Origin of the sequence: Arthrobacter sp. zg-Y877 (assembly GCF_030373105.1) — a bacterium.
In the GTDB taxonomy this organism is placed as follows: Bacteria; Actinomycetota; Actinomycetes; order Actinomycetales; family Micrococcaceae; genus Arthrobacter_B.
This window is the reverse complement of sequence record NZ_JAUCPU010000002.1, coordinates 470453-491549: the sequence shown is the minus strand read 5'-3', so window position 1 is coordinate 491549 and position 21097 is coordinate 470453. Positions and strand designations below refer to the sequence as shown.

Genomic DNA, 21097 nt, shown 5'->3' with positions numbered 1-21097 from the left:
CGGCAGGAGTGTGGCTTTTGCTACGGCGTGTTCCGGTCCCGCTGTTCCCTGCGGGACAACAAAGTAACGTGGGTCACATGAAGTATGCCAATACTGTCCTGGACCTGATCGGCAACACTCCCTTGGTGAAGCTCCACCATGTGACCGAGGGAATCCGTGCGACCGTCCTGGTGAAGCTGGAGTACCTGAACCCGGGCGGGTCCGTGAAGGACCGCATTGCCGTGAAGATGATTGAAGCGGCCGAGCGGGACGGAAAGCTGAAGCCCGGCGGCACGGTGGTTGAGCCCACCAGCGGAAACACCGGCGTCGGGCTGGCGCTGGTGGCCCAGCAGAAGGGCTATAAATGCATCTTCGTTACGCCGGACAAGGTGGGCGTGGAAAAGCGGGATGTCCTGCGGGCCTACGGTGCCGAGGTGGTGGTGACGCCGACGGCGGTGGCCCCGGAAAGTCCCGACTCCTATTACGGTGTCTCCGACCGGCTGGTGCGCGAGATCGACGGAGCGTACAAGCCGGACCAGTTCTCCAATCCGTCGGCACCGGCCAGCCACTTCGAATCCACCGGACCGGAAATCTGGGCCGATACCGACGGGCGGGTCACACACTTCGTGGCCGGTGCAGGGACGGGCGGCACCATCACCGGCACCGGACGCTACCTCAAGCAGGTCTCCGCCGACCGTGCTTCGGGACCGGTCCGCGTCATCGCCGCCGATCCTGACGGGTCGGTGTACTCGGGCGGCACGGGACGCCCCTACTTCGTTGAAGGCGTCGGTGAGGACATGTGGCCGGACAACTATGACCGGTCCGTGCCGGATGAGGTGATTGCGGTGAAGGACGCCGAGTCCTTCGCCATGACCCGCCGGCTGGCGCGGGAGGAAGGCCTGCTGGTGGGCGGCTCCTCGGGGATGGCCGTCACCGCCGCACTCGAGGTTGCACGCCCGCTGGGGCCCAACGACGTCGTCGTGGTCCTGCTGCCGGACAGCGGCCGCGGGTACATGGGCAAGATTTTCAATGACGACTGGATGCGTTCCTACGGATTCCTGCAGGACGGCGGGGAAGAGGCATCCGTCCGTGAGGTCCTGGCCACCAAGGACGGGTCGCTGCCGGACCTGGTCCACACCCACCCGAACGAAACCGTGCGGGACGTCATTGCCATCCTCAACGAATACGGCGTCTCGTACCTGCCCGTCCTCTCACAGGAACCGCCGGTGGTCCTGGGCGAAGTCCTCGGGTCCGTGGACGAGCGCTCGCTGACGGAGAAACTGTTCCGCGGCGAAGCCAAGCCCACGGACCGGATCAGCGAACACATGGGCCCGCGCCCGGCGTTCGTGGGCACGGGAGACACGGTGGCAGCCGCCCGCGCGAAGCTGAAGGAGGACGACGCCGTCATGGTTACGTCCGATGGCAGCGCCGTTGGCATGCTGACCCGGCACGACCTACTTTCGTACCTGAGCCTCTGACCCGGCCAACCCCGGGTCGGAACCGCCGCGAAGTACCAACCTGCCGGCTGCCGCCGGCGCAAGGAAGGACACCATGACGAGCTTCAGCACCCGCGCCATCCATGCGGGCCAGGCCCCCGATCCCACCACCGGAGCGGTTATTCCGCCCCTGTACCAGAGCACCACCTACGCCCAGGACGGCATCGGCGGCCTCCGCAACGGCTATGAGTACGGGCGCGGCACCAACCCCACCCGGGACTCCCTGCAGGAACAGCTCGCTGCCCTGGAGGGTGGAAGGCACGCCTTCTCCTTCAGCTCGGGCCTGGCCGCGGAAGACGCCCTGATCCGGGCGCTGCTGGCCCCGGGGGACCACATTGTGCTGGGCAATGATGCCTACGGCGGAACTTACCGGCTGATCAACAAGGTCCTGGGCAAATGGGGGATCACCAACACAGCGGTGGACATGTCCGACGCCGACGCAGTGGCAGCCGCAGTCGCGGCCGGGAACACAAAAATGGTCTGGCTGGAAACGCCGTCGAACCCGATGATGAAGATCAGCGACATCGCCGCCACGGCCCAGGCCGCGCACGACGCCGGCGCTCTCCTGGTGGTCGACAACACCTTTGCGTCCCCCTACCTGCAGCAGCCGCTGACGCTGGGCGCCGACATCGTGGTTCATTCGACCACCAAGTACATCGGCGGGCACTCCGACGCCGTGGGCGGCGCCGTGATCCTGAATGATGACGGAAACGCGGAGGAGATCGGCTTCATCCAGTTCGCCGTTGGGGCGGTATCCGCACCGATGGAAGCCTGGCTGACCACCCGCGGGCTCAAGACCCTCGCGGTGCGGATGGACCGGCACTCAGCCAACGCCATGGCCGTGGCGAAGTGGCTGAAGGAGCAGCCGGCGGTGGAGCACGTGCTGTATCCGGGACTGGAAGAGCATCCCGGCCATGACCTCGCCAAGGCCCAGATGAAGGACTTCGGGGGCATGGTTTCGGTGTCCTTCAAGGGCGGCGAGGCTGCGGCGCGGAAGGTGGCCGAATCCACCCGGCTGTTCCTGCTGGCCGAGTCCCTGGGCGGGGTGGAGTCGCTGATGAACTACCCGTCCGAGATGACGCACGCCTCCGTCAAGGGCACCGCCCTGGCCGTGCCGGAAAACCTTCTGCGGCTTTCGGTGGGGCTGGAGGATATCGAGGACCTCATCGCTGACCTCGACTCCGCGCTCGGACAGCTCTAGGGCGCGTTCCCCCTGCGGGCCCTGCGCTTCTTTGGGTCGCGGAGCTGGAAATACCTGTTGCTCTGCGGCAGCCAGAGCAGCGCCGTGCAGGCCAGGAGTACCACGCCCACGGACACCAGCGCCGGGCCGCGGAAGAGGAACGGGAATCCGGCAATCACGCCGATGCTGCTCAGTGTTTCCCGGGCACTGCGCTTTCCCGACCGCAGCCGAACCACGCTGTAGGCGCTCACAGCTGCCAGCACCAGGGCCAATACCCCCAGCAGGGTCAGCGCGCTGCTGTCCTGGTGCTGGGTCCGGGCGGAGATGATAAACGAGACCCCGGCGGTCGCCACCAACACGGCAGCCACCAGCCAGGCAGCGCCCGCAGTCCTGATGATGCCGGGCGGCGGAGTGCGCGGGGGAGTGTCCGGTGCGGAGCCGCTGGAACGGGGACCCATCAGCGCGGTGCCACCATCTGCTCGCGGGCCTCGAGGTCGTAGCGGTAGACCTCCCGGCCGCCGATCCACACCTTCAGCGCCCGCTGCATCACGTCCAGCGGGTCACCGCTCCACAGGACCAGGTCCGCGTCCTTGCCGGGTTCCAGCGAGCCGAGCCGGTCCGCAAGGCCCAGCACACGGGCGGGGTTGATGGTCACGGCACGCAGCGCCTCTTCGCGGCCAAGCCCCTCCTTGACGGCGAGCGCCGCCTGGTAGATCAGGAAGTTGATGGGCACTACCGGATGGTCGGTAATGATGGAGATTTCCACTCCGGCGGCGGCCAGTTTCCCGGGGTTGGCCATGCTCCGTCCACGCAGCTCCACCTTTGAACGGGTGGTAAACAGCGGACCGATCAGGACGGGTACGCCCCGTTCGGCCAGGACATCGGCCAGGAGGTGCGCCTCGGTGCCGTGGTCCAGCACCAGGTCGTAGCCGAACTCGTCCGCGAGCCGCAGGGCCGTGCCGATGTCGTCGGCCCGGTGGGCGTGCTGGCGCCACGGGATTTCCCGGCGCAGCACCATGGCCAGTGCTTCCAGGTGCGGGTCGCGGGTGTTGGGGTCCGCCTTGCCCAGGTAGTTCTGTGCATCCATAAAGGCCTGCCGGATGACCATGGCGGTTCCCAAACGGGTGGAGGGGGTCTGTTTCTTGTCGCTGTAGATGCGCTTCGGGTTCTCGCCCAGGGCTGACTTCAGGCCGCTGGGTGCGCGCAGCACCATTTCCTCCAGGTAGCGCCCGTGGGTGTGCAGGGCGACCGCCTGCCCGCCGATGGGATTGCCGGAACCGGGGTTGATGTTCACCGTGGTCACGCCGCCGGCCAGGGCGTCGTCGAACCCCGTGTCGAAGGGGTTGACCGCATCCACCGCCCGGACGCCTGCCATCACCGGGTCCGTCATTTCGTTGGAGTCGTTGCCCGCCCAGCCTTCGCCCTCTTCATGCACGCCCAGGTGGGTATGCGCATCCACCAGCCCGGGCAGCAGCCACTGGCCACCGGCATCGAACACCTCCGCGCCGCCGGGTACCGCGACACCGGGGCCCAGGTCCAGGATCCGTCCGTCTTCAATGAGGACCGTGCCGTGGAAGGGCCGGCCCGTGACCGGAACCACATGGGCATTGGTGAAGGCTCGAAGCGCGGGGGACATGGAGGACCTTTCGCTTGCTGATCTGGTTCGGCCAGCCTATCGCCTGCCCTCCAGCGGGGGAGCAGGGCAGGCTGGCCGGTAGACTTGCCAAAGTCAATATCGGCGAACAAACGCTATGTGGCGCCACGGGCGCGGCCGGCAGTCTTGCAGGGAGAACAATGGGCCAGATCCACCGATCCGCTGTCGTGCGGACCGCTGCGACCCTGGGGGCGCTGGCAGTTGCCGGGCTGCTCGTATGGACAGCTTTCGATTTATCGCCGCGCCACGGCCTGGACTTCAGTGTCTACCTTTCCGGCGGGCAGAGCGTGCTCGACGCCGCCGGAGAGCTCTACACGAAGGCGGTCCAGTACGACGCCGACAGCAGCCTGCTCTTTACCTACCCACCCTTCGCAGCGTTGGTCTTTGCCGTGCTTGCCCCGTTCGGGCAGGGTACGGGGCTGAATATCTTCACCGGCATCTCCCTTGCGATTGCCGCGGCCACCGCCGTCTGGGCGGTCCGCTATGTCTTCCGCCGCAGCGGTGCCATGGATGTGCTGCGCCACCCCTGGCTGCGGCCCCTGGCGATCGCCGGCACCGGCCTTGTCGTGCTGCTTGGACCCTGGCGTGAAACCTCCGCCTTCGGGCAGATCAATATCCTGCTCTTCGGGGTGATCATGGCCGATTTCGTGATCAAGAAGGACGGCTGGCCCACCGGACTGCTCACCGGGGTGGCAGCAGGACTGAAACTGACTCCGCTGGTCTTCGGCCTGTACTTCCTGGCCCGGGGGGACTGGCGGGGCCTGCGCAACATGGCCTACGGCTTCCTCGCGACCTTCGCCCTGGGCTTCCTGATCCTTCCGCGGGAATCGCGCACGTATTGGGTGGACCTGCTGCCGGACACTTCCCGGATCGGCGGGGCCGGCTACGTGGACAATCTCTCGATCAAGGGCGCGATCCTGCACTTCGGCGGCCCGGATTTCCCCGTCGACATCCCGTGGCTCCTCCTGTCCCTGCTGGCCGTTGCGGCCACGGCCGTCGTCGTCCGCATCGCCGGCAACCGCGGGCAGACCTTCACCGCACTGGCCGCCACCGCGCTGCTGATGCTGCTGATTTCCCCTGTGTCCTGGTCCCACCACTGGGTCTGGGTGGCTCTCTTCATCCCCGTCCTGGCGCGGAACATCATGGACCTGGGTCCGGGGCAGCGGAAGCTGCGCATCACCGGCCTCATCCTGCTGGTATCTTCGCTGGTCATCTTCATTTACTCGCCCAAGACCATCGGCGAACTGTTCAACGCCCCCAACCTGGATTCCCAGCTCCCCGAGCCGTGGCTGATGGCGTCGAGCCTCGGTGTGTTCTGGGGCATCGGGCTGCTGGCCTGGTGGTTCGCCGGATTCTGGGGAAGCCGCCCGCGCAACTGGTGGCGTAACAACCCGCCCGAGCTGCTGCGTGCCACGGAGCCGCAGCCCTAGACTGCCGGCATGGGAACCGGTTCCCTGCTCGCTGTCTGCCTGGTGCACGGGCTCCTGCCCACCAAGGATGCCACCGGTGTCACGGCCATCGACAAGCGGCCCGTGGACGGCCCGGTCCAGGTGCATCCCCTGGGGCTGACCGGGGACCTGCAGGCCAGCCGCAAGCACCACGGCGGCGAATCCAAGGCGATCTACGCCTACTCCCAGGATGACGCCGACTACTGGGCACAGGAGCTGGGACGCGACATTCCGCCGGGCCTGTTCGGTGAAAACCTGCGCCTGGCCGGGCTGGACGAAGTGGTGTTGTCCCCGGAGATCCTCAAGGCACTGCGCACCCAGGCCCCGAAGACAGCCCGGTCCACGCTGCCCGAACCGGCCTCTCCTTGACCGTCCGGGAGCCGGTGTGCCGAAGCTCACCGCCCCCGGCCATGCACCGGAGACCGCGATGCCGTACACTGGAACACATCCCCCACTCCGGTATTCCCTTATTTTCCTGCGGTTCATTCGAGATATTCACCGAAACCCGTACGGTACGTTGTGTTGGGGCCCGCATTTCTTATGCGGGCAGATTCATCTTTTGGGGAGCGCCGGCAAAGAAATCGTCACACCGGTCGTAGACACAATCCAGTGAAATCGGCCCACAGCTGTGACGGAAAGTCCTGCCTGGGATTGCAACAGCGCCGGACTTACGTCCTGCAGCCTCATGGTTGCCTGCTCCCCGATTGAATGAGGATTACCTCTTGTCTGAAGCTCCGCTGGAAAACAGCACCGTCGAAAACGCCGCTCCCGAAACCGAAGAGAACACAGTGTTGTTCAGTGACTTCGGACTGGACGAGCGCGTCCTGGCCGCCCTCAAGGATGTCGGCTATGTGACGCCGTCCCCCATCCAGGCAGCCACCATCCCCCTGCTGCTCGAAGGCCGCGACGTCGTCGGCCTGGCCCAGACGGGTACCGGCAAGACTGCCGCATTCGCCGTCCCGGCCCTGTCCCTGCTCGCCGGACGCCCGGCAACCAAGGACACCCAGGTGCTGGTGCTGGCACCCACCCGTGAACTGGCCCTGCAGTCCGCAGAAGCCTTCACGTCCTACGCCGTCCACATGGATGGCATCACCGTGCTTCCCGTGTACGGCGGCTCCGCCTACGGCCCCCAGCTCAACGGCCTCCGCCGCGGCGCCCAGGTTGTTGTGGGCACCCCCGGCCGTGTGATTGACCACATCGCCAAGGGTTCCCTGGACCTGTCCAACCTCGAGTACCTCGTGCTCGATGAGGCCGACGAAATGCTCCGCATGGGCTTCGCCGAAGACGTGGAGCAGATCCTTTCCTCCACTCCGGCGAGCAAGCAGGTTGCGCTGTTCTCCGCGACCATGCCGCCGGCCATCCGCAAGATTGCCAAGAAGTACCTGAACAACGCTGCGGAAATCACGGTCAAGTCCAAGACCACCACCGGTGCGAACACCCGCCAGCGCTACGTGCAGGTCATGGGCCCGCACAAGCTGGATGCTATGACCCGCATCCTGGAAACCGAAGACTTCGACGGCGTCATCGCGTTCGTCCGGACCAAGGCTGCCACCGAAGACCTGGCCGACAAGCTCAAGGACCGCGGCTACAGCGCTGCCGCCATCAATGGCGACATCCCGCAGCAGCAGCGTGAGCGTACGGTCGAGGCACTGCGCGACGGCAAGATCGACATCCTGGTTGCCACGGATGTTGCCGCCCGCGGCCTCGACGTCGAGCGCATCAGCCACGTCGTCAACTACGACATCCCGCATGACACCGAGTCCTACGTCCACCGCATCGGCCGCACCGGCCGTGCAGGACGCACCGGCGACGCCATCCTGTTCATGACTCCGCGTGAGAAGTACCTGCTGCGGGCCATTGAAAAGGCAACCCGCCAGCCGGTGGAGCACATGCAGCTGCCGAGCGTCGACGTCGTCAACGAGAAGCGCCTGGCCAAGTTCTCCGAGAAGATCACGGAAACCCTCGGTTCCGAGGACATCGCGGTGTTCCGGGACCTGGTGACCAAGTACCTGGCCGAGCACGAGGTTCCCGCTGAAGACGTTGCAGCAGCCCTGGCCGTCATGGCCCAGGGTGGCCGCGATCTGCTGCTGCGGGAAATCCCGGTGGCTCCGGCCCGTCAGCGCGAGCGTTCCGAAGGCCGCAACGACGGCGTCGGCTCCCGCGGCCCGACGCGTCCGCTGACCGAAGGCAATGCAACGTACCGCATCGCCGTCGGCCGCCGCCAGCGCGTGCTGCCCGGTTCGATTGTCGGCGCCATTGCCAACGAGGGCGGCCTGTCCTCCGCGCAGATCGGCGGCATCGACATCCGTGCCGACCACACCTTGGTTGAACTGCCTGCTGACCTTTCCAAGGACCAGCTGCGTGCCCTGTCCCGCACCCGGATCGGCGGCGAGCTGATCCACCTCGAGCTGGATAAGGGACGCAAGCCGGCCCGCGAGCGTGAAGGCGGCGGCAGCTTCAACGACCGCGCCGACCGCGGCGGCTTCAAGAAGGATTTCAAGAAGCGCGACGGTGAGCGTTCCTTCGGAGACCGCGGCAGCGACCGCCCGTTCAAGAAGCGTGAAGGCGGCTTCCGCGACAGTGCCGCTGCCGGCGCCCGCAAGCCCCGCTTCCGCGACTAGGAAGCAGCGGCGCCGGTAAATCCGGCGCCGCATGCAAGGCCGCACAAACAAGGCCGCACAGCAGAAAGGGCGCCTCCCGGTTGGGAGGCGCCCTTTCTGCTGTGCTGTTGTCCTGCTGCGTGGCTACTGCTGTGTGGCTACTGCTGCAGCGGCGCCGGCTGTCCTGCGCCGCCCGCGCGCCGGCTCTCGAGGCGCATTTCCAGGTCATTCATGACAATCGCGGCCAGGTCCTGCAGGGTGGCAGTGTCCTCGGAGGAGAAGGCGCGTGGTTCCGTATCCAGGATGCAGAACGTGCCGAGGTTATATCCGTCGCTGGTCTGCAGTGGAACACCGGCATAGAACTGAAGGCCGAAGTCTCCGGCCACCAGTGGGTTGGCCAGCGTCCGCGGATCCCGGCGGGCATCGTCCACAACGTACACATCGTCCTGCAGGATGGCGGAGGCACACAGGCCCGGGTCGCGGCCGATCTCAACGGCTTCGGTGCCGTGATGTGACTTGAACCAGATCCGGTCGGCGTCCACCACGCTGACGATAGCGACGGGGACATCGAAGATGCGGGATGCCAGTGCAGTGACCCGGTCGAAGGCGCCGTCCGGGGGAGTGTCCAGCAAGTCGTAGCGGCGGACCGCGTCCATCCGTCGTGCCTCGTTGGCGGGGATGATTTCCGGATCCACCCGGTGCCTGCCGCGTGCAGCGACAATCATGTCGTACAGGACCTGGGAGACGTCGTGGGCGCTGGGGCGCTCTGCGGGGTCCTGGGCGGTCATGGCCCGCAGCAGGGGCTCCCAGTCTCCGCCCAGCTCTGCGGGGATCTCAGGGTCCCGGAGAAGGCGTGCGAGGGCGCTTTCCAGTGCGGGTCCCGGGAAGGCGTGCTTGCCGGTGAGGCACTGCAGCAGCACAAGGCCCAGGGAGTAGACATCGCTCCAGGGTCCGGCTTGTTCGCCGCGGGCCTGTTCCGGGCTCATGAACGCTGCGGTGCCGGAGAAGGTGCCGTGCTGCGACTGTGGATCATTGGCGACCAGGGCGACGCCGAAGTCGGTGAGCTTGGCCCGGATCCGGGCATCGGCGCTCCTGTAGTCGAACAGCATGATGTTGGCGGGCTTGACGTCCCGGTGCACGACGCCGTTGTCGTGGATGTATTCCAGACCGATGGCGAGGTCGTAACCAAGAAGCGCGGCCTGCCGGCGGGGCAGCGTGCCCTCTTTCAGCCGTTCTCGGAGGTCCAGGCCGTCAACAAGTTCCATGACCAGATAGATCAGCGGCGATTCGGGATCGGAAGTGTCCGACCCGGCGTCGAGCAGGGTGACGAGGCTGTGGTGGTTCAGGCGCGCGAGGATTTTGGCCTCGGCGTCGCTGCGCCGCAGGTCCATCTCGCTGGTGGCTGACGGGCGGATGATCTTCACCGCGACGTCGCGGCCGAGGAACTCATCCATGGCCCGGTGGACGGTGCCCATGGCACCTGCCCCAATCTGGTTCAGGAGCCGGTATCTTCCACCCAGGAAGAGGCCATCTGAAACGTGGTTTGGCACTATGCTCACGTGCCCTCGCTTTCTCGTAGCATAAGCATACTGATAAAGCCGGCGAAATGGCGACATTTACGCAGCAGCCAACGGCGCGCCCGGGTCGGCAGGAGTGTCCCTCATCACCTTTGCGGGGGATGGGCCATTTCGATTTCATCTTCCCGAAAACTGCTGGTAGAGTTTTATGTCGTTGCCCCGATAGCTCAGTGGTAGAGCGCCATCTTGGTAAGATGGAGGTCCCGGGATCGATTCCCGGTCGGGGCTCTCAATGGGAGGGCCCGCGTTGCTTAGGCTGTATGTTCTGCAGAGGCCGATGTAGGGCGGGCTTCACTCATTTATGGCGGTGTAGCTCAGTTGGTTAGAGCGCACGACTCATAATCGTGAGGTCGGGAGATCGAGCCTCCCCACCGCTACAAACAACCCCCGGTTTTCCGGGGGTTTTTTGTTGCCCGGATTCTCCTGGGGTGGAGGGTTTCCAGCGGCCGGACCGCCCACCATCGGGCGTCCGCCGGCGCTGCCGGTCCGCTTCCGGGACTGCAGGTGTTTCCCGCAAGCGCCACCATAAGGTTGCTTATCAACACCGTTTCTTCATAGTGTGGGGAGTCCGGGTCCGCAGGGTTTGCGGATCCAGGCACCAACACCGTAGAAGCATCGCTGCGGCCCGCAGGTATTCGGGCCCCAGCTGAAACGAACGGAGTCACCATGGCAGAGCACGATATTTCCGGCAAGAAGGTCGCTTTTCTCCTCACCGACGGCGTGGAGCAGATTGAGCTGACCAGCCCCTGGGAAGCAGTTAAGAATGCCGGCGGCGAGCCGGTCCTCGTGTCCCCGAAAAAGGGCACCGTCCAGGGATTCGACGGCATGGACAAGGGGGAGACGTTCACCGTTGACCTCGACGTAGCCGACGCCGACGCAAGCGACTTCGACGCGCTGGTCCTGCCCGGCGGCGTCGTGAACGCAGACTTCCTCCGGGTGGACAAGAACGCCCAGCAGTTTGCCCGTGCCTTCTTCGAGGCACACAAGCCCGTGGCTTCCATCTGCCACGGCCCGTGGCTGCTGATCGAGGCCGGCGTCGTCAAGGGACGCGACCTGACGTCCTACCACACGCTGGCCACGGACCTGAAGAACGCCGGAGCCAACTGGACGGACGAGGAAGTGGTGGTGGACCAGGGGTTCGTGACCAGCCGCAACCCGGACGATCTGCCGGCCTTCAACGACAAGCTCGTCGAAGAAATCGCCGAAGGAGAACACGCGGGCCAGCACGCCTGACGCCTCCCAAAGCACCACCAAAGGGTGGGGTAACGTGAAAACGTTGCCCCGCCCTTTGGCGTTAACCGGAGGTTCAAACCTTGCCCGCAGCCGGGAGTTTCCCCATGAATGCCGACCCCGGCAGGTTCCTGTGTTCAGGGACCTCCTGGGACGCCTCGGGGCCGAACCTGAGCCTGCATCTGCCGGACGGACGGCCTTCCCGGCTGCGGCTCGAACCGGGTACCGAACTGCGGTTCCGGGTCCTTCCGGACACCGCCGGGAACTCTAAGTTCTGCCTCGGCTCGTGGCAGGTGAACGACGACGGCGTGCAGTCCCATACGCCCTGTCCCGGACAGGCTCCTGCCGAACGCGGATACCAGTGCAGCAGCTGTTTCATCCGCGACGAGGTCCGGGGAATCCATAACAGCCACCGTGTGGACAGCATCTCCGACGCGCTGCGGCGCTACCTGGGCCAGCCGCACTGGCTGTACGTGGCTTCGTTCGCCGACGGATCCACCAAGGTCGGCACCGCCGCGGACGGGCGCAAACAGCTCCGGTTGATCGAGCAGGGTGCCGTCAGTGCACGCTACGTTGCCCGTGCCGGTGACGGGCTGACGGTACGGGTGCTCGAAGACGCTGTCACGGCCGTCGTAGGGCTCCAGCAGGCGGTCCGGGCAGGAACCAAGACATCCGCGCTGACCCGGCCGTTGCCCGCCGGGGAACTGGACGCCCGCAATGCCGAGGCTGCCGGTGCGGTGCGGGCCATGCTGCCGGATGTGGGGATCACCGGCTTCCGGATAGCCGATGAGGCCTGGCACCCGCCGGCCCAGTTCGCCACCGTCCTGGAGACGGCGTGTGAACTGTATCCGTGCGACCCCGGCACAGGCGAGCACGGCATCGTCATTGAGGCGGTGCTGGGCGCCACCGCACTGGTGCGGGTGGACGGCGAGGAAACGCTGTTCGCAGCGGACCTTTCCCGGCTGAAGGGCAGGCGGCTGGAGTTCGGTCCCTTCCGGACCGCGGTCCCGGCACTGCAGGCCGCGTTGTTCTAGCCCGGCCCTTGAGTGCAGGGCCGTTCGGGGCGGCCCCGGCGGCCCCTGTATTCTGAAGACATGCTAAATACCCCCTGGGAAACCGGCTCGCCCCTGTATCGGAAACTTGTTGTGAGCGCCCTGGCAATCAGCGGCGCCGGGGTGCTGCTGGTGCTCCTGGGCGCAGTCCTGGACAACCAGCTCCTGATGTACATCGCCCTGCCCCTGATCGTGGTGGGCCTGAGCACGCACCTGAGCGGTATGGTGGTCCGCGCCAGGGACACCCGGCGCCGCATCAAGGGCATGGAGGGCAACAAATGAGCATTAACCCCGAACTCCTGGGACGCACCTATCCGGCAGGGGAGGCATACTCCGTGGGCCGCGAAAAGATCCGCGAATTCGCCACTGCAGTGAAGGCCACCAACCCGGCCCACTTCGACGTCGCCCACGCCCGGGAACTGGGCTACGCGGACCTCGTGGCGCCGCCCACCTTTGCGATTATCGTGGCCCAGCGCGCTGACGCGCTCCTTGTCGCCGATCCCGATGCCGGCATCGACTTCTCCCGGGTGGTCCACGCCGACCAGCGCTTCACCCACCACCGTCCCATCGTGGCCGGAGACGAACTCGTCGCCGAACTGCACGTGGACGCGGTCCGGGCCATGGGCGACGGCGCCCTGATCACCACCCGCGCGGAAATCTCCACCACGGAAGGCGAGCAGGTCGCCACCACCCTTTCATCCATCCTCGTCCGCGGAGAGGGGCAGTAACCGCCATGTCCATTGCATTGAGTGAGCTGTCCAAGGGTGCTGAGATCGGTTCGGCCGCGCTGGAAATCTCCCGCGCCGACCTGGTCCGCTACGCCGGCGCCTCCGGCGACTTCAACCCCATCCACTGGAACGAGCGCTTCGCCCGCGAGGTGGAACTGCCCGGCGTCATTGCGCACGGCATGTTCACCATGGGCACCGCCGTCCAGCTCGTGACGGACTGGATCGGCGACCCGGGAGCAGTGATCGACTACCAGACCCGCTTCACCCGGCCCGTCCTGGTGGAGGATATTGACGGCGCCCCCGGTGCGGTCGTGGAGGTCACCGGCGTGATCGGTGCCCTCGACGCGGACAATTCAACCGCACGCGTTGACCTCACGGTGACGTTCAACGGCCAGAAAGTGCTGGTCAAGGCCCAGGCAGTGGTGCGGGTCTGGTGACGGCATTGACCCGGATGCCGCTGGCGTCCCTGACCACCGCACGTGTGGGCGGCCCCGCCCGCCGCTACCTCGAAGCGGAAACCGAAGACGAACTGATCATTGCCGTCCGTGCCGCGGATGAGGCAGGAGAGCCCCTGCTGATCATCGGCGGCGGCTCAAACCTGTTGATCTCCGATGAAGGGTTCGACGGCGCCGTCATCCATGTAGCCAGCCGGGGTCTGGACCTCCGGGAGACCGGGGACGGAACCGCCGTCCTGCGCGCCGAGGCCGGGCATCCATGGGACGAACTGGTGGCTCACACCTTGGCAGAGGGGTATTCCGGGCTGGAGGCACTCTCCGGAATCCCCGGGCTGGCAGGTGCGACGCCGGTGCAGAACGTGGGTGCCTACGGCGCCGACGTGTCCCAGTCCATCACCTCTGTGCGGGCCTGGGACCGCCGGGAACGCACGGTGGTGGAATTCTCCAACGCCGAGCTCGGATTCGGATACCGGGACTCGGTGCTCAAGCGCACCACGGTCAACGGCTCGCCCCGGTATGTAGTGCTTACCGTCGAATTCGCCCTCACCAAGGGCTCCACCAGCGCTCCGGTCCGTTACGCCGAGCTTGCCGGCGCCCTGGGCGTGGACATCGGAGAACGTGCCGGCGCCGTGGACGTGCGCCGCGAGGTGCTGCGCCTGCGGGCAGGCAAGGGGATGGTCCTGGACGCATCGGACCCCGACACGTACAGCACCGGCTCGTTCTTCACGAACCCCATTGTTGATGAGGCAACGGCAGCCGCACTGCCCGCCGATGCACCCCGCTACCCGGTCGCGGAGCCGGGCAAGGTGAAACTCAGCGCCGCCTGGCTCATCAGCCACGCCGGTTTCCGGAAGGGATTCGGCCTGGCACCCGAGGATGGCACCGGGGGGCGGGCGGCGCTGTCCACCAAGCACACCCTCGCCGTCACCAACCGCGGGGACGCCACCGCCGAAGACCTGCTGGTGGTTGCCCGGGCGGTGGCTTCGGGCGTGGAGAAGGCCTTCGGCATCCGGCTCCACCCCGAGCCCCTGCTGGTGAACTGCACGCTGTAATGATGTAGCCGGCGCCGGCGGACCCGCGCTACGAAGCCGGTGCGCCCCCTGCCTCCCATGGTGGATGTGGGGGAGTGTGCGCCGGTCCTTTCCGTGCAGGTCCCTTCCGTGCCTGTGCTGCGGCTGCCCGCGCACTCCGGATAGCGGGGCTGTCCCGGCGCGCGTCCAGCAGGGCGCTGTTGCAGAGCCACTGGATGAGCCGCGGCGTCAGGGCTACCTGGGTGCGCCGGTCCTGCAGGTCCGGCAGCAGCCACTCCGGCTCGAGGAAACCGCTGAGCGCGTAGGCGAGCTCGTGTGCCCCGAACAGCCGGGCAAAAGCTGCCTCCGGTTCCAGCGATCGTTCAAGTGCCAGCAGCGCTGTGTCTTCCTCGCCTAGGATGCGCGGTCCCTCGGCCTCGAGGTACTGCCGCAGCTGCAGGGCTACGCGGAGGTAGCGTGCCCGGGTGGGCACCTGCTTGCCGGCACAGCTGAAGGCGAAGAAGGTGTTAAGGATCGAATCCACGCTTTGCTGCTCCATGCGCACACCTTGCCATCCGGCACTGACAGTTTTGTCGGACGGAGGTTGAGAGCTCACTTTTAACGCAGTCCGGGTCCGCTCCAGCGGAGCGGACCCGGGACGGGAACCGAAATCAGAGGTTGCCGGTGGCGATCCGCAGCATCCGGCGCAGCGGTTCGGCGGCGCCCCAGAGCAGTTGGTCGCCGATGGTGAAGGCGCTGATGTACTCCGGGCCCATTTCCAGTTTGCGGATGCGTCCCACCGGGATGTCCAGCGTGCCGGTGACCGCCACCGGGGTCAGCCCGGCCATGGTTGCTTCCTTGGTGTTGGGCACCACCTTGGACCACTCGTTGTCCGCGTCGATGATCTTCTCGATTTCGGCCACGGAGAGGTCTTCGGTCAACTTCAGGGTCAGGGCCTGCGAGTGGGAACGCATGGCACCGATCCGGACACAGAGGCCGTCGAACGGTATCCGGCCGGAGTCGCCGCGGCCCAGGATCTTATTGGTCTCCGCACCGCCCTTCCACTCTTCCTTCGACATGCCGTTGCCTAGATCCGCATCGATCCACGGGATGACGGATCCTGCCAGGGGTACCCCGAACTGGGAGGAGTCCATGGACGGGTTCCGCTGCTGCGCCAGGACGGCGCGGTCAATCTCGAGGATGGCCGACGCCGGATCGGCCAGGTTGGGTGCCACGGCGGCGTTCAACGCACCGAACTGGTTGAGCAGCTCGCGCATGTGCCGGGCTCCGCCGCCGGAGGCTGCCTGGTAGGTCATGGAGGTGCCCCACTCGACCAGGCCGTTGCGGAACAGCCCGCCGAGCCCCATCAGCATGCAGGACACGGTGCAGTTGCCGCCGACAAAGTTCTTCACGCCGCGGGCCATGCCGGCGTCGATCACGTCGCGGTTCACCGGGTCCAGCACGATGATCGCGTCGTCCTCCATGCGCAGCGTGGAAGCGGCGTCGATCCAGATGCCGTCCCACCCGGCCCCGCGCAGCTTGGGGAAGACTTCCGCCGTGTAATCCCCGCCCTGGGCGGTGACGATGATCGGCAGCTTGGCCAGCGCATCGACGTCGTACGCATCCTGCAGCGGTCCCGCCCCCGCAGCGAAGGAGGGCGCGGCGCCGCCGGCGTTGGACGTCGAGAAGAACACGGGGTTGATCAGGTCAAAGTCGCCTTCGTCCTGCATGCGCTGCATCAGGACGGAACCAACCATGCCGCGCCAGCCGATGAAGCCTGCAGTGGGAACACCCGCAGAAGAAATGGAGGAAGAAGTCATGGGTTCCACTTTAGGCCAGCGGTGCGCCTGCGTCTTGGTTGTCTGCGTCACCGTCGTCCAGATCACGGTCGCGGGTCCACAGGGCGATCCGGTACTGGGTTCCGTTGGCCGCTGTGTACCAGCCTGCGGCGGGGCTCACACCGGCAAACGTCCACTCCGGGCCCAGCAGCGGAGCGAAGGTGTCGCCCGAGGTTTCAGTGTTGATGACGGTCACTACCGCTGCATGGGCTACGGAGACTGCCGCTTCATACAGCTGGGCGCCGCCGATGATCCAGGTTTCCCCGCTGCCGGGGCTGGTGCCCGCCACGGCCAGGGCCTCCGTCAGCGAGCCAACGACGACGGCGCCGGCCTCCGCAGCATCGCCGCGCAGCTGGGCGCTGGAGGACACAATGATGTTCGTCCGGCCGGGGAGCGGACGGTATGCAGCCGGGAAGGACTCCCAGGTGCGGCGGCCCATGATGACCGGGTGCCCCGACGTCGTCGCCTTGAAATGCGCCATGTCTTCGGGCAGGTGCCACGGCATGCCGCCGTCGCGTCCGATCACGCCGTCAACGGTCTGCGCCCACACCATGCCGATGAACGGTTCACCGGCGGGCACCGTGCCGCGTTCCCGGAGCACCTGGTGCAGGTCCGCACCCTCACCGGTTCCTGCGCCTGCCGGAAAGTAGCGGGTTACTCCGGGCGGAGCCGTAACGGGTGTTTCGGGACGGGAGTCGGTCATTGTGGTCCTCTCACACAGCGATAGGAGCTTTGATACCGGGGTGGTGCCGGTAATCGAGGACCTCGAAGTCCTCCAGGGTGTAATCGAAAATGCTGTCCGGAGTGCGGCGGATGCGCAGCTTCGGGTACGGGTAGGGCTCCCGGCTGAGCTGCTCCCGGACCTGGTCCACGTGGTTGTCGTAGATGTGGACGTCGCCGCCGCTCCAGACGAATTCGCCCGGTTCCAGCCCCGTCTGCTGGGCCACCATGAGGGTGAGGAGCGCGTAGGACGCAATGTTGAACGGGACCCCGAGGAAGGTGTCCGCCGACCGCTGGTACAGCTGGCAGGACAGCTTCCCGTCCGCCACGTAGAACTGGAACAGGGCGTGGCACGGCGGCAGGGCCATGTTTTCCACCTCGGCGGGGTTCCAGGCCGTCACGATGTGGCGGCGGGAATCCGGGTTCTTCCGGATACCTTCCACCAGCTTTTCAATCTGGTCGATGTGTCCGCCGTCGGGGGTGGGCCAGGAGCGCCACTGGACGCCGTAGACGGGACCTAGCTCGCCGTCTTCGTCCGCCCATTCGTCCCAGATGCTCACGCCCTGCTCCTGCAGCCAGCGGACGTTGGAGTCACCGCGCAGGAACCAGAGCAGTTCGAGGGCGACGGACTTGAAATGCACCCGCTTGGTGGTGATCAGCGGAAAGGATTCGCTCAGGTCAAAGCGCATCTGGCGGCCGAACACGCTGCGCGTGCCGGTTCCGGTGCGGTCCGACTTCTGCGTGCCGTTGGCCATGACGTCGCGCAGCAGGTCTTCATACGGGGTAGGAATGCTCACGGGGCCAGTCTAGTTCAGGTCGGCCCGGCGGCAGCGGCACTGCGACGCGGGCCACACCGGCTAAGCAGGGCGCCGGGGCGGCGCCGCTGGACTGGGGTCAGTCTGGAGTCAGTCGTCGAAGGCCCGGTATTTTTCCAGTGACACGATCCGGCCAATATCTGCGCTGCTGACCTGGCAGATGATCGATTGGCCGGGAGCCAGGTACGGATCCTTGGCGGGCAGCCCGGCGGCCATCTCCGCGGGCATATGGCCGGCCAGCACGTCGAAGACCAAGGGCAGCACCGGACGGTGCGTGCACACCGCAACCGGCTTTGCCTTGTCGAACAGGCCCTCCACAGTGTTGCGGGCCTTGGCGGGCTTGCGCTTGGCACTGTGCTCGGTAAGCGCGTCCACGGTCTTGAACTTCGCGCCTTCGCCCTTCACATAGGGCCGTACGGTCTGCACGCAGCGCACCCAGGGACTGGAGACCACCCGTTTGGGCCGCCACGCCACCAGCAGCCGGGACACGGCCATCGCCTGCCGCAGCCCCGTGGCCACCAACGGCCGTTCGCCCTCGGCCCGCGTCCACGCGGAACGGGGCTTCGCTTTGGCATGCCGCACAATGATCAGCGGCCAGGTCCGCAGCCGCTGTTCGCTGTGGGCCAGGACCAGTTCCTCGAGCGGAAGTTTGTCCGTGGGATTGGTGAGTGCCTCAGCGGCTTCCTCCGGGCTGCACCAGCGTGTCCCGTCCACTTCCTTGCCGTCCGGCCGGGGCTTGTCAGAGTCCACCCGGGACGCCCAGTAATGGACCATCTTCAGGCCCGATGCCACCGGATAGACCGTTGACGGCAGCGGAATGCCCAGGCTGATCCGGATGCCCACTTCCTCCCGGACTTCACGCACCGCACACTCCGGCGTGGTTTCGCCTTCGTCGAGCTTGCCCTTGGGCCAGGACCAGTCGTCATAGCGGGGGCGGTGGATTATCAGGACCTGCAGCTTGCCGTCGCGTTCCCGCCAGCACAACGCCCCTGCAGCGACTACCTTGACGGGGGCGTCCTCCTGCGGCGCTGCGGCGGCAGCCTGGATTGCCTCCATCAGCGGCGGGACACCGAGCGCTGGCGGGAACGGGAGGCCAGCAGCCAGGACTGGACGTCCTGCAGCGGGTTGCCTTCCTCATCCTTGTGGTGGCGGATCCAGGTGCCTTCCGGGTCCAGGTGCCAGCTGGCCGTGCCCGGATCCATGTACCGGTCCATCAAAGCCACCAGATCGGCAATGTCGTCCCGGGAGACCAGCTGCACCAGGGCTTCTACCCTCCGGTCCAGGTTCCGGTGCATCATGTCGGCCGACCCGATGAAGACCACCGGGTCCCCGCCATTGGCAAAGGCGAAGACGCGGGAGTGTTCCAGGAAACGGCCCAGTACCGAGCGTACGGTGATGTTCTCGCTGAGGCCGGGCACGCCGGGACGCACGGAGCAGATGCCGCGCACGATCACGTCCACCTGCACCCCGGCCTGGGAGGCACGGTACAGCGAGTCAATGATTGCCTCATCCACCATCGAGTTGACCTTGATGATCACCCGGGCGTTCAGGCCGGCCTTCTTGTTGGCGATCTCCCGTTCAATCCGGTCAATCAGCCCGGACCGGACGGAACGGGGCGCCACGAGCAGGCGCTTGAACGTGGACTTCGGTGCGTACCCGGACAGCTGGTTGAAGAGCTTCGTGAGGTCTTCACCCACCTGTTCATTGGCCGTCAGCAGGCCCAGGTCCTCGTAGTAGCGGGCAGTACGCGGATGGTAGTTGCCGGTGCCGATGTGGCAGTAGCGGCGCAGGCCGTCCACTTCCTGCCGGACCACCAGGGACAGCTTGCAGTGCGTCTTCAGGCCCACAATGCCGTAGACCACGTGCACGCCGGCCTGCTCGAGCTTGCGCGCCCAGGAGATATTCGCCTGCTCATCGAACCGGGCCTTGATTTCCACAAGGGCCAGGACCTGCTTGCCTGCCTCGGCCGCATCGATCAGTGCGTCCACGATGGGGGAGTCGCCGGAGGTGCGGTACAGGGTCTGCTTGATGGCCTGTACGCGCGGGTCGGCGGCAGCCTGCTCCAGGAACGCCTGCGTGGACGTGGAGAAGGAATCGTACGGGTGGTGCAGCAGGATGTCCCGGCGCCGCATGGCGGCGAACACGTTCGCCGGCTTGGACGTCTCGGATTCCTTCAGGTGCCGGTTCGTGTGCGGCACCTGCTTGGGGTAGTGCAGGTCCGGCCGGTCGATCCTGCTGATGCCGGAGAGGCCGCGCAGGTCCAGCGGTGCGGGCAGGACGTAGACCTCGTCCGATTCCACCCCGAGTTCGCGTTCGAGGAGCTCCCGGATGTTCGGGTTCATTTCCGGGGTGACCTCGAGCCGGACGGGCGGTCCGAACCGGCGGCGCAGCAGTTCCTTTTCCAGGGCCTGCAGGAGGTTCTCGGCGTCGTCCTCCTCCACCTCGAGGTCTTCGTTACGGGTGACGCGGAAGGTGTAATGCTCAATGACGTCCATGCCGGGGAAGAGCTGGTCCAGGTGCTGGGCAATCACGTCTTCGAGCGTAATGAACCGTGCGGTGCGGCCGGCGACGTTGCCGGCGCGGGGACCGTCCACGGAAATCAGCCGGGGGAGCTGGTCCGGAACCTTGACCCGGGCAAAGAATTCCTTACCGCTGACCGGGTTCCGCACCACGACGGCGAGGTTGAGGGAAAGCCCGGAAATGTACGGGAAGGGGTGGGCCGGGTCCACGGCCAGGGGCGTCAGGATGGGGAAGACCTTCGCCGCGAACTGCTTGTGCAGGCTTGCCTTGGCGGCATCGTCAAGCTCGTCCCAGCTGACCAGGTAAATCTGCTCTTCCGCCAGGGCGGGCCGGATCTGGCGGGCGAAGACGTCCGCATGGCGCTGCTGCAGCTGGTAGCCGGCGGCAACGATTTCTTCGAGTTGCTCAATCGGGCTCATGCCCGCGGCGGAGGGCACCGCCAGCCCGGTGGCGATGCGGCGCTTGAGTCCGGCAACCCGCACCATAAAGAACTCATCGAGGTTGGAAGCGAAGATGGACAGGAAGCTCACCCGCTCCAGCAGGTACAGCTCCGGGTCTTCAGCAAGCTCCAGGACCCTGGCATTGAAGTGCAGCCAGCTGATCTCCCGGTCCAGGAACCGTTCCGGGGAAATGTCTCCGCTGGGAACCAACGCCGGACCGAAGTCCGGGATGTCGATGCGGTCCTGCGTGGCCCGAGGCGCCGACATGGCCTCCGCAGACCCAAAGGTCGACCGGGGCTCGGCGTCGGTATCGAAACTCATAGTGTCTCCTGAGGTGCTGGCGGCGGATCAGGGC

The 21097-nt window shown here is 66.3% G+C and carries 19 protein-coding genes, 2 tRNA genes and 1 pseudogene; 13 read left to right on the top strand and 9 right to left on the bottom strand.

The window, feature by feature from the left end; genetic code table 11:
- Positions 1 to 77 precede the first annotated feature (77 nt).
- Both QNO03_RS06400 and QNO03_RS06395 read left to right on the top strand, forming a co-directional pair.
- The gene (locus QNO03_RS06400; protein WP_289602570.1) at positions 78 to 1457 is read left to right on the top strand and encodes a cystathionine beta-synthase; all 1380 of its coding nucleotides are present in this window, start codon (positions 78 to 80) and stop codon (positions 1455 to 1457) included.
- A gap of 73 nt (positions 1458 to 1530) precedes the next feature.
- Positions 1531 to 2676: a cystathionine gamma-synthase gene (locus QNO03_RS06395; protein WP_229947175.1), complete on the top strand. Its 1146-nt coding sequence runs from the start codon at positions 1531 to 1533 to the stop codon at positions 2674 to 2676.
- Here the strand turns inward: QNO03_RS06395 and QNO03_RS06390 are convergent.
- Both QNO03_RS06390 and QNO03_RS06385 read right to left on the bottom strand, forming a co-directional pair.
- Positions 2673 to 3113 (bottom strand): hypothetical protein, encoded by a 441-nt coding sequence (locus tag QNO03_RS06390; protein WP_289602568.1) that lies wholly within the window; start codon positions 3111 to 3113, stop codon positions 2673 to 2675. The two genes, QNO03_RS06395 and QNO03_RS06390, sit on opposite strands and share 4 nt — an antisense overlap.
- On the bottom strand, positions 3113 to 4291 hold the full coding sequence (locus tag QNO03_RS06385) for an amidohydrolase (protein WP_289602567.1): 1179 nt from the start codon (positions 4289 to 4291) through the stop codon (positions 3113 to 3115). The genes QNO03_RS06390 and QNO03_RS06385 overlap by 1 nt, the downstream gene beginning before the upstream one ends.
- Positions 4292 to 4449: 158 nt before the next feature.
- Here QNO03_RS06385 and QNO03_RS06380 point away from each other — a divergent pair, with 158 nt between their 5' ends.
- From QNO03_RS06380 to QNO03_RS06370, 3 genes and pseudogenes are all read left to right on the top strand, one after another.
- Positions 4450 to 5739: a glycosyltransferase 87 family protein gene (locus tag QNO03_RS06380; RefSeq protein ID WP_229947185.1), complete on the top strand. Its 1290-nt coding sequence runs from the start codon at positions 4450 to 4452 to the stop codon at positions 5737 to 5739.
- Between the two features lie 9 nt (positions 5740 to 5748).
- Positions 5749 to 6033: pseudogene (locus QNO03_RS06375) on the top strand (MOSC domain-containing protein); the annotation flags it as partial.
- Between the two features lie 413 nt (positions 6034 to 6446).
- Positions 6447 to 8378 carry a DEAD/DEAH box helicase gene (locus QNO03_RS06370; protein WP_502874552.1) on the top strand — a complete coding sequence of 644 codons (1932 nt, stop codon included), beginning with the start codon at positions 6447 to 6449 and terminating at the stop codon, positions 8376 to 8378.
- 137 nt (positions 8379 to 8515) lie between these two features.
- On the opposite strand, the gene QNO03_RS06365 is transcribed toward QNO03_RS06370, so the two are convergent.
- The gene (locus QNO03_RS06365; protein ID WP_289602564.1) at positions 8516 to 9916 is read right to left on the bottom strand and encodes a protein kinase domain-containing protein; all 1401 of its coding nucleotides are present in this window, start codon (positions 9914 to 9916) and stop codon (positions 8516 to 8518) included.
- A 174-nt stretch (positions 9917 to 10090) separates the two neighbouring features.
- On the opposite strand from QNO03_RS06365, the gene QNO03_RS06360 reads away from it, so the two are divergent.
- The 8 genes from QNO03_RS06360 to QNO03_RS06325 all read left to right on the top strand — a co-directional run bounded on the left by QNO03_RS06360 (position 10091) and on the right by QNO03_RS06325 (position 14451).
- Positions 10091 to 10162, top strand: a tRNA-Thr gene (locus QNO03_RS06360).
- 75 nt (positions 10163 to 10237) lie between these two features.
- A tRNA-Met gene (locus QNO03_RS06355) sits at positions 10238 to 10311 on the top strand.
- 289 nt (positions 10312 to 10600) lie between these two features.
- The gene (locus tag QNO03_RS06350; protein WP_255764923.1) at positions 10601 to 11167 is read left to right on the top strand and encodes a type 1 glutamine amidotransferase domain-containing protein; all 567 of its coding nucleotides are present in this window, start codon (positions 10601 to 10603) and stop codon (positions 11165 to 11167) included.
- Between the two features lie 104 nt (positions 11168 to 11271).
- Positions 11272 to 12198, top strand: coding sequence for a DUF2797 domain-containing protein (locus QNO03_RS06345; protein WP_289602562.1), 927 nt, complete (start codon positions 11272 to 11274; stop codon positions 12196 to 12198).
- A 60-nt stretch (positions 12199 to 12258) separates the two neighbouring features.
- Positions 12259 to 12498 (top strand): hypothetical protein, encoded by a 240-nt coding sequence (locus tag QNO03_RS06340; RefSeq protein WP_289602560.1) that lies wholly within the window; start codon positions 12259 to 12261, stop codon positions 12496 to 12498.
- Positions 12495 to 12944, top strand: coding sequence for an FAS1-like dehydratase domain-containing protein (locus QNO03_RS06335; RefSeq protein ID WP_229947201.1), 450 nt, complete (start codon positions 12495 to 12497; stop codon positions 12942 to 12944). The genes QNO03_RS06340 and QNO03_RS06335 overlap by 4 nt, the downstream gene beginning before the upstream one ends.
- A 5-nt stretch (positions 12945 to 12949) precedes the next feature.
- Complete coding sequence (locus tag QNO03_RS06330) at positions 12950 to 13381, top strand: MaoC family dehydratase (protein WP_289602559.1); 432 nt, start codon at positions 12950 to 12952, stop codon at positions 13379 to 13381.
- Between the two features lie 5 nt (positions 13382 to 13386).
- Positions 13387 to 14451 (top strand): UDP-N-acetylmuramate dehydrogenase, encoded by a 1065-nt coding sequence (locus QNO03_RS06325; protein ID WP_289602814.1) that lies wholly within the window; start codon positions 13387 to 13389, stop codon positions 14449 to 14451.
- Positions 14452 to 14479: 28 nt separating this feature from the next.
- Here the strand turns inward: QNO03_RS06325 and QNO03_RS06320 are convergent, their stop codons facing one another.
- The 6 genes from QNO03_RS06320 to QNO03_RS06295 all read right to left on the bottom strand — a co-directional run bounded on the left by QNO03_RS06320 (position 14480) and on the right by QNO03_RS06295 (position 21063).
- On the bottom strand, positions 14480 to 14968 hold the full coding sequence (locus QNO03_RS06320) for a hypothetical protein (RefSeq protein ID WP_289602556.1): 489 nt from the start codon (positions 14966 to 14968) through the stop codon (positions 14480 to 14482).
- 112 nt (positions 14969 to 15080) lie between these two features.
- Positions 15081 to 16229, bottom strand: a complete 1149-nt coding sequence (gene asd / locus QNO03_RS06315) for an aspartate-semialdehyde dehydrogenase (protein ID WP_502874551.1) — start codon at positions 16227 to 16229, stop codon at positions 15081 to 15083.
- 10 nt (positions 16230 to 16239) lie between these two features.
- A complete protein-coding gene (locus tag QNO03_RS06310; RefSeq protein ID WP_289602554.1) occupies positions 16240 to 16950 on the bottom strand; it encodes a dihydrofolate reductase in 711 nt (236 codons plus the stop codon).
- 10 nt (positions 16951 to 16960) lie between these two features.
- Positions 16961 to 17764: a thymidylate synthase gene (locus tag QNO03_RS06305; protein ID WP_283995863.1), complete on the bottom strand. Its 804-nt coding sequence runs from the start codon at positions 17762 to 17764 to the stop codon at positions 16961 to 16963.
- Between the two features lie 108 nt (positions 17765 to 17872).
- Positions 17873 to 18838: an NUDIX hydrolase gene (locus QNO03_RS06300; protein ID WP_289602552.1), complete on the bottom strand. Its 966-nt coding sequence runs from the start codon at positions 18836 to 18838 to the stop codon at positions 17873 to 17875.
- Positions 18838 to 21063 carry an RNA degradosome polyphosphate kinase gene (locus tag QNO03_RS06295; protein WP_229947213.1) on the bottom strand — a complete coding sequence of 742 codons (2226 nt, stop codon included), beginning with the start codon at positions 21061 to 21063 and terminating at the stop codon, positions 18838 to 18840. Before QNO03_RS06295 ends, QNO03_RS06300 begins: the two co-directional genes overlap by 1 nt.
- Between the last annotated feature and the right edge of the window lie 34 nt (positions 21064 to 21097).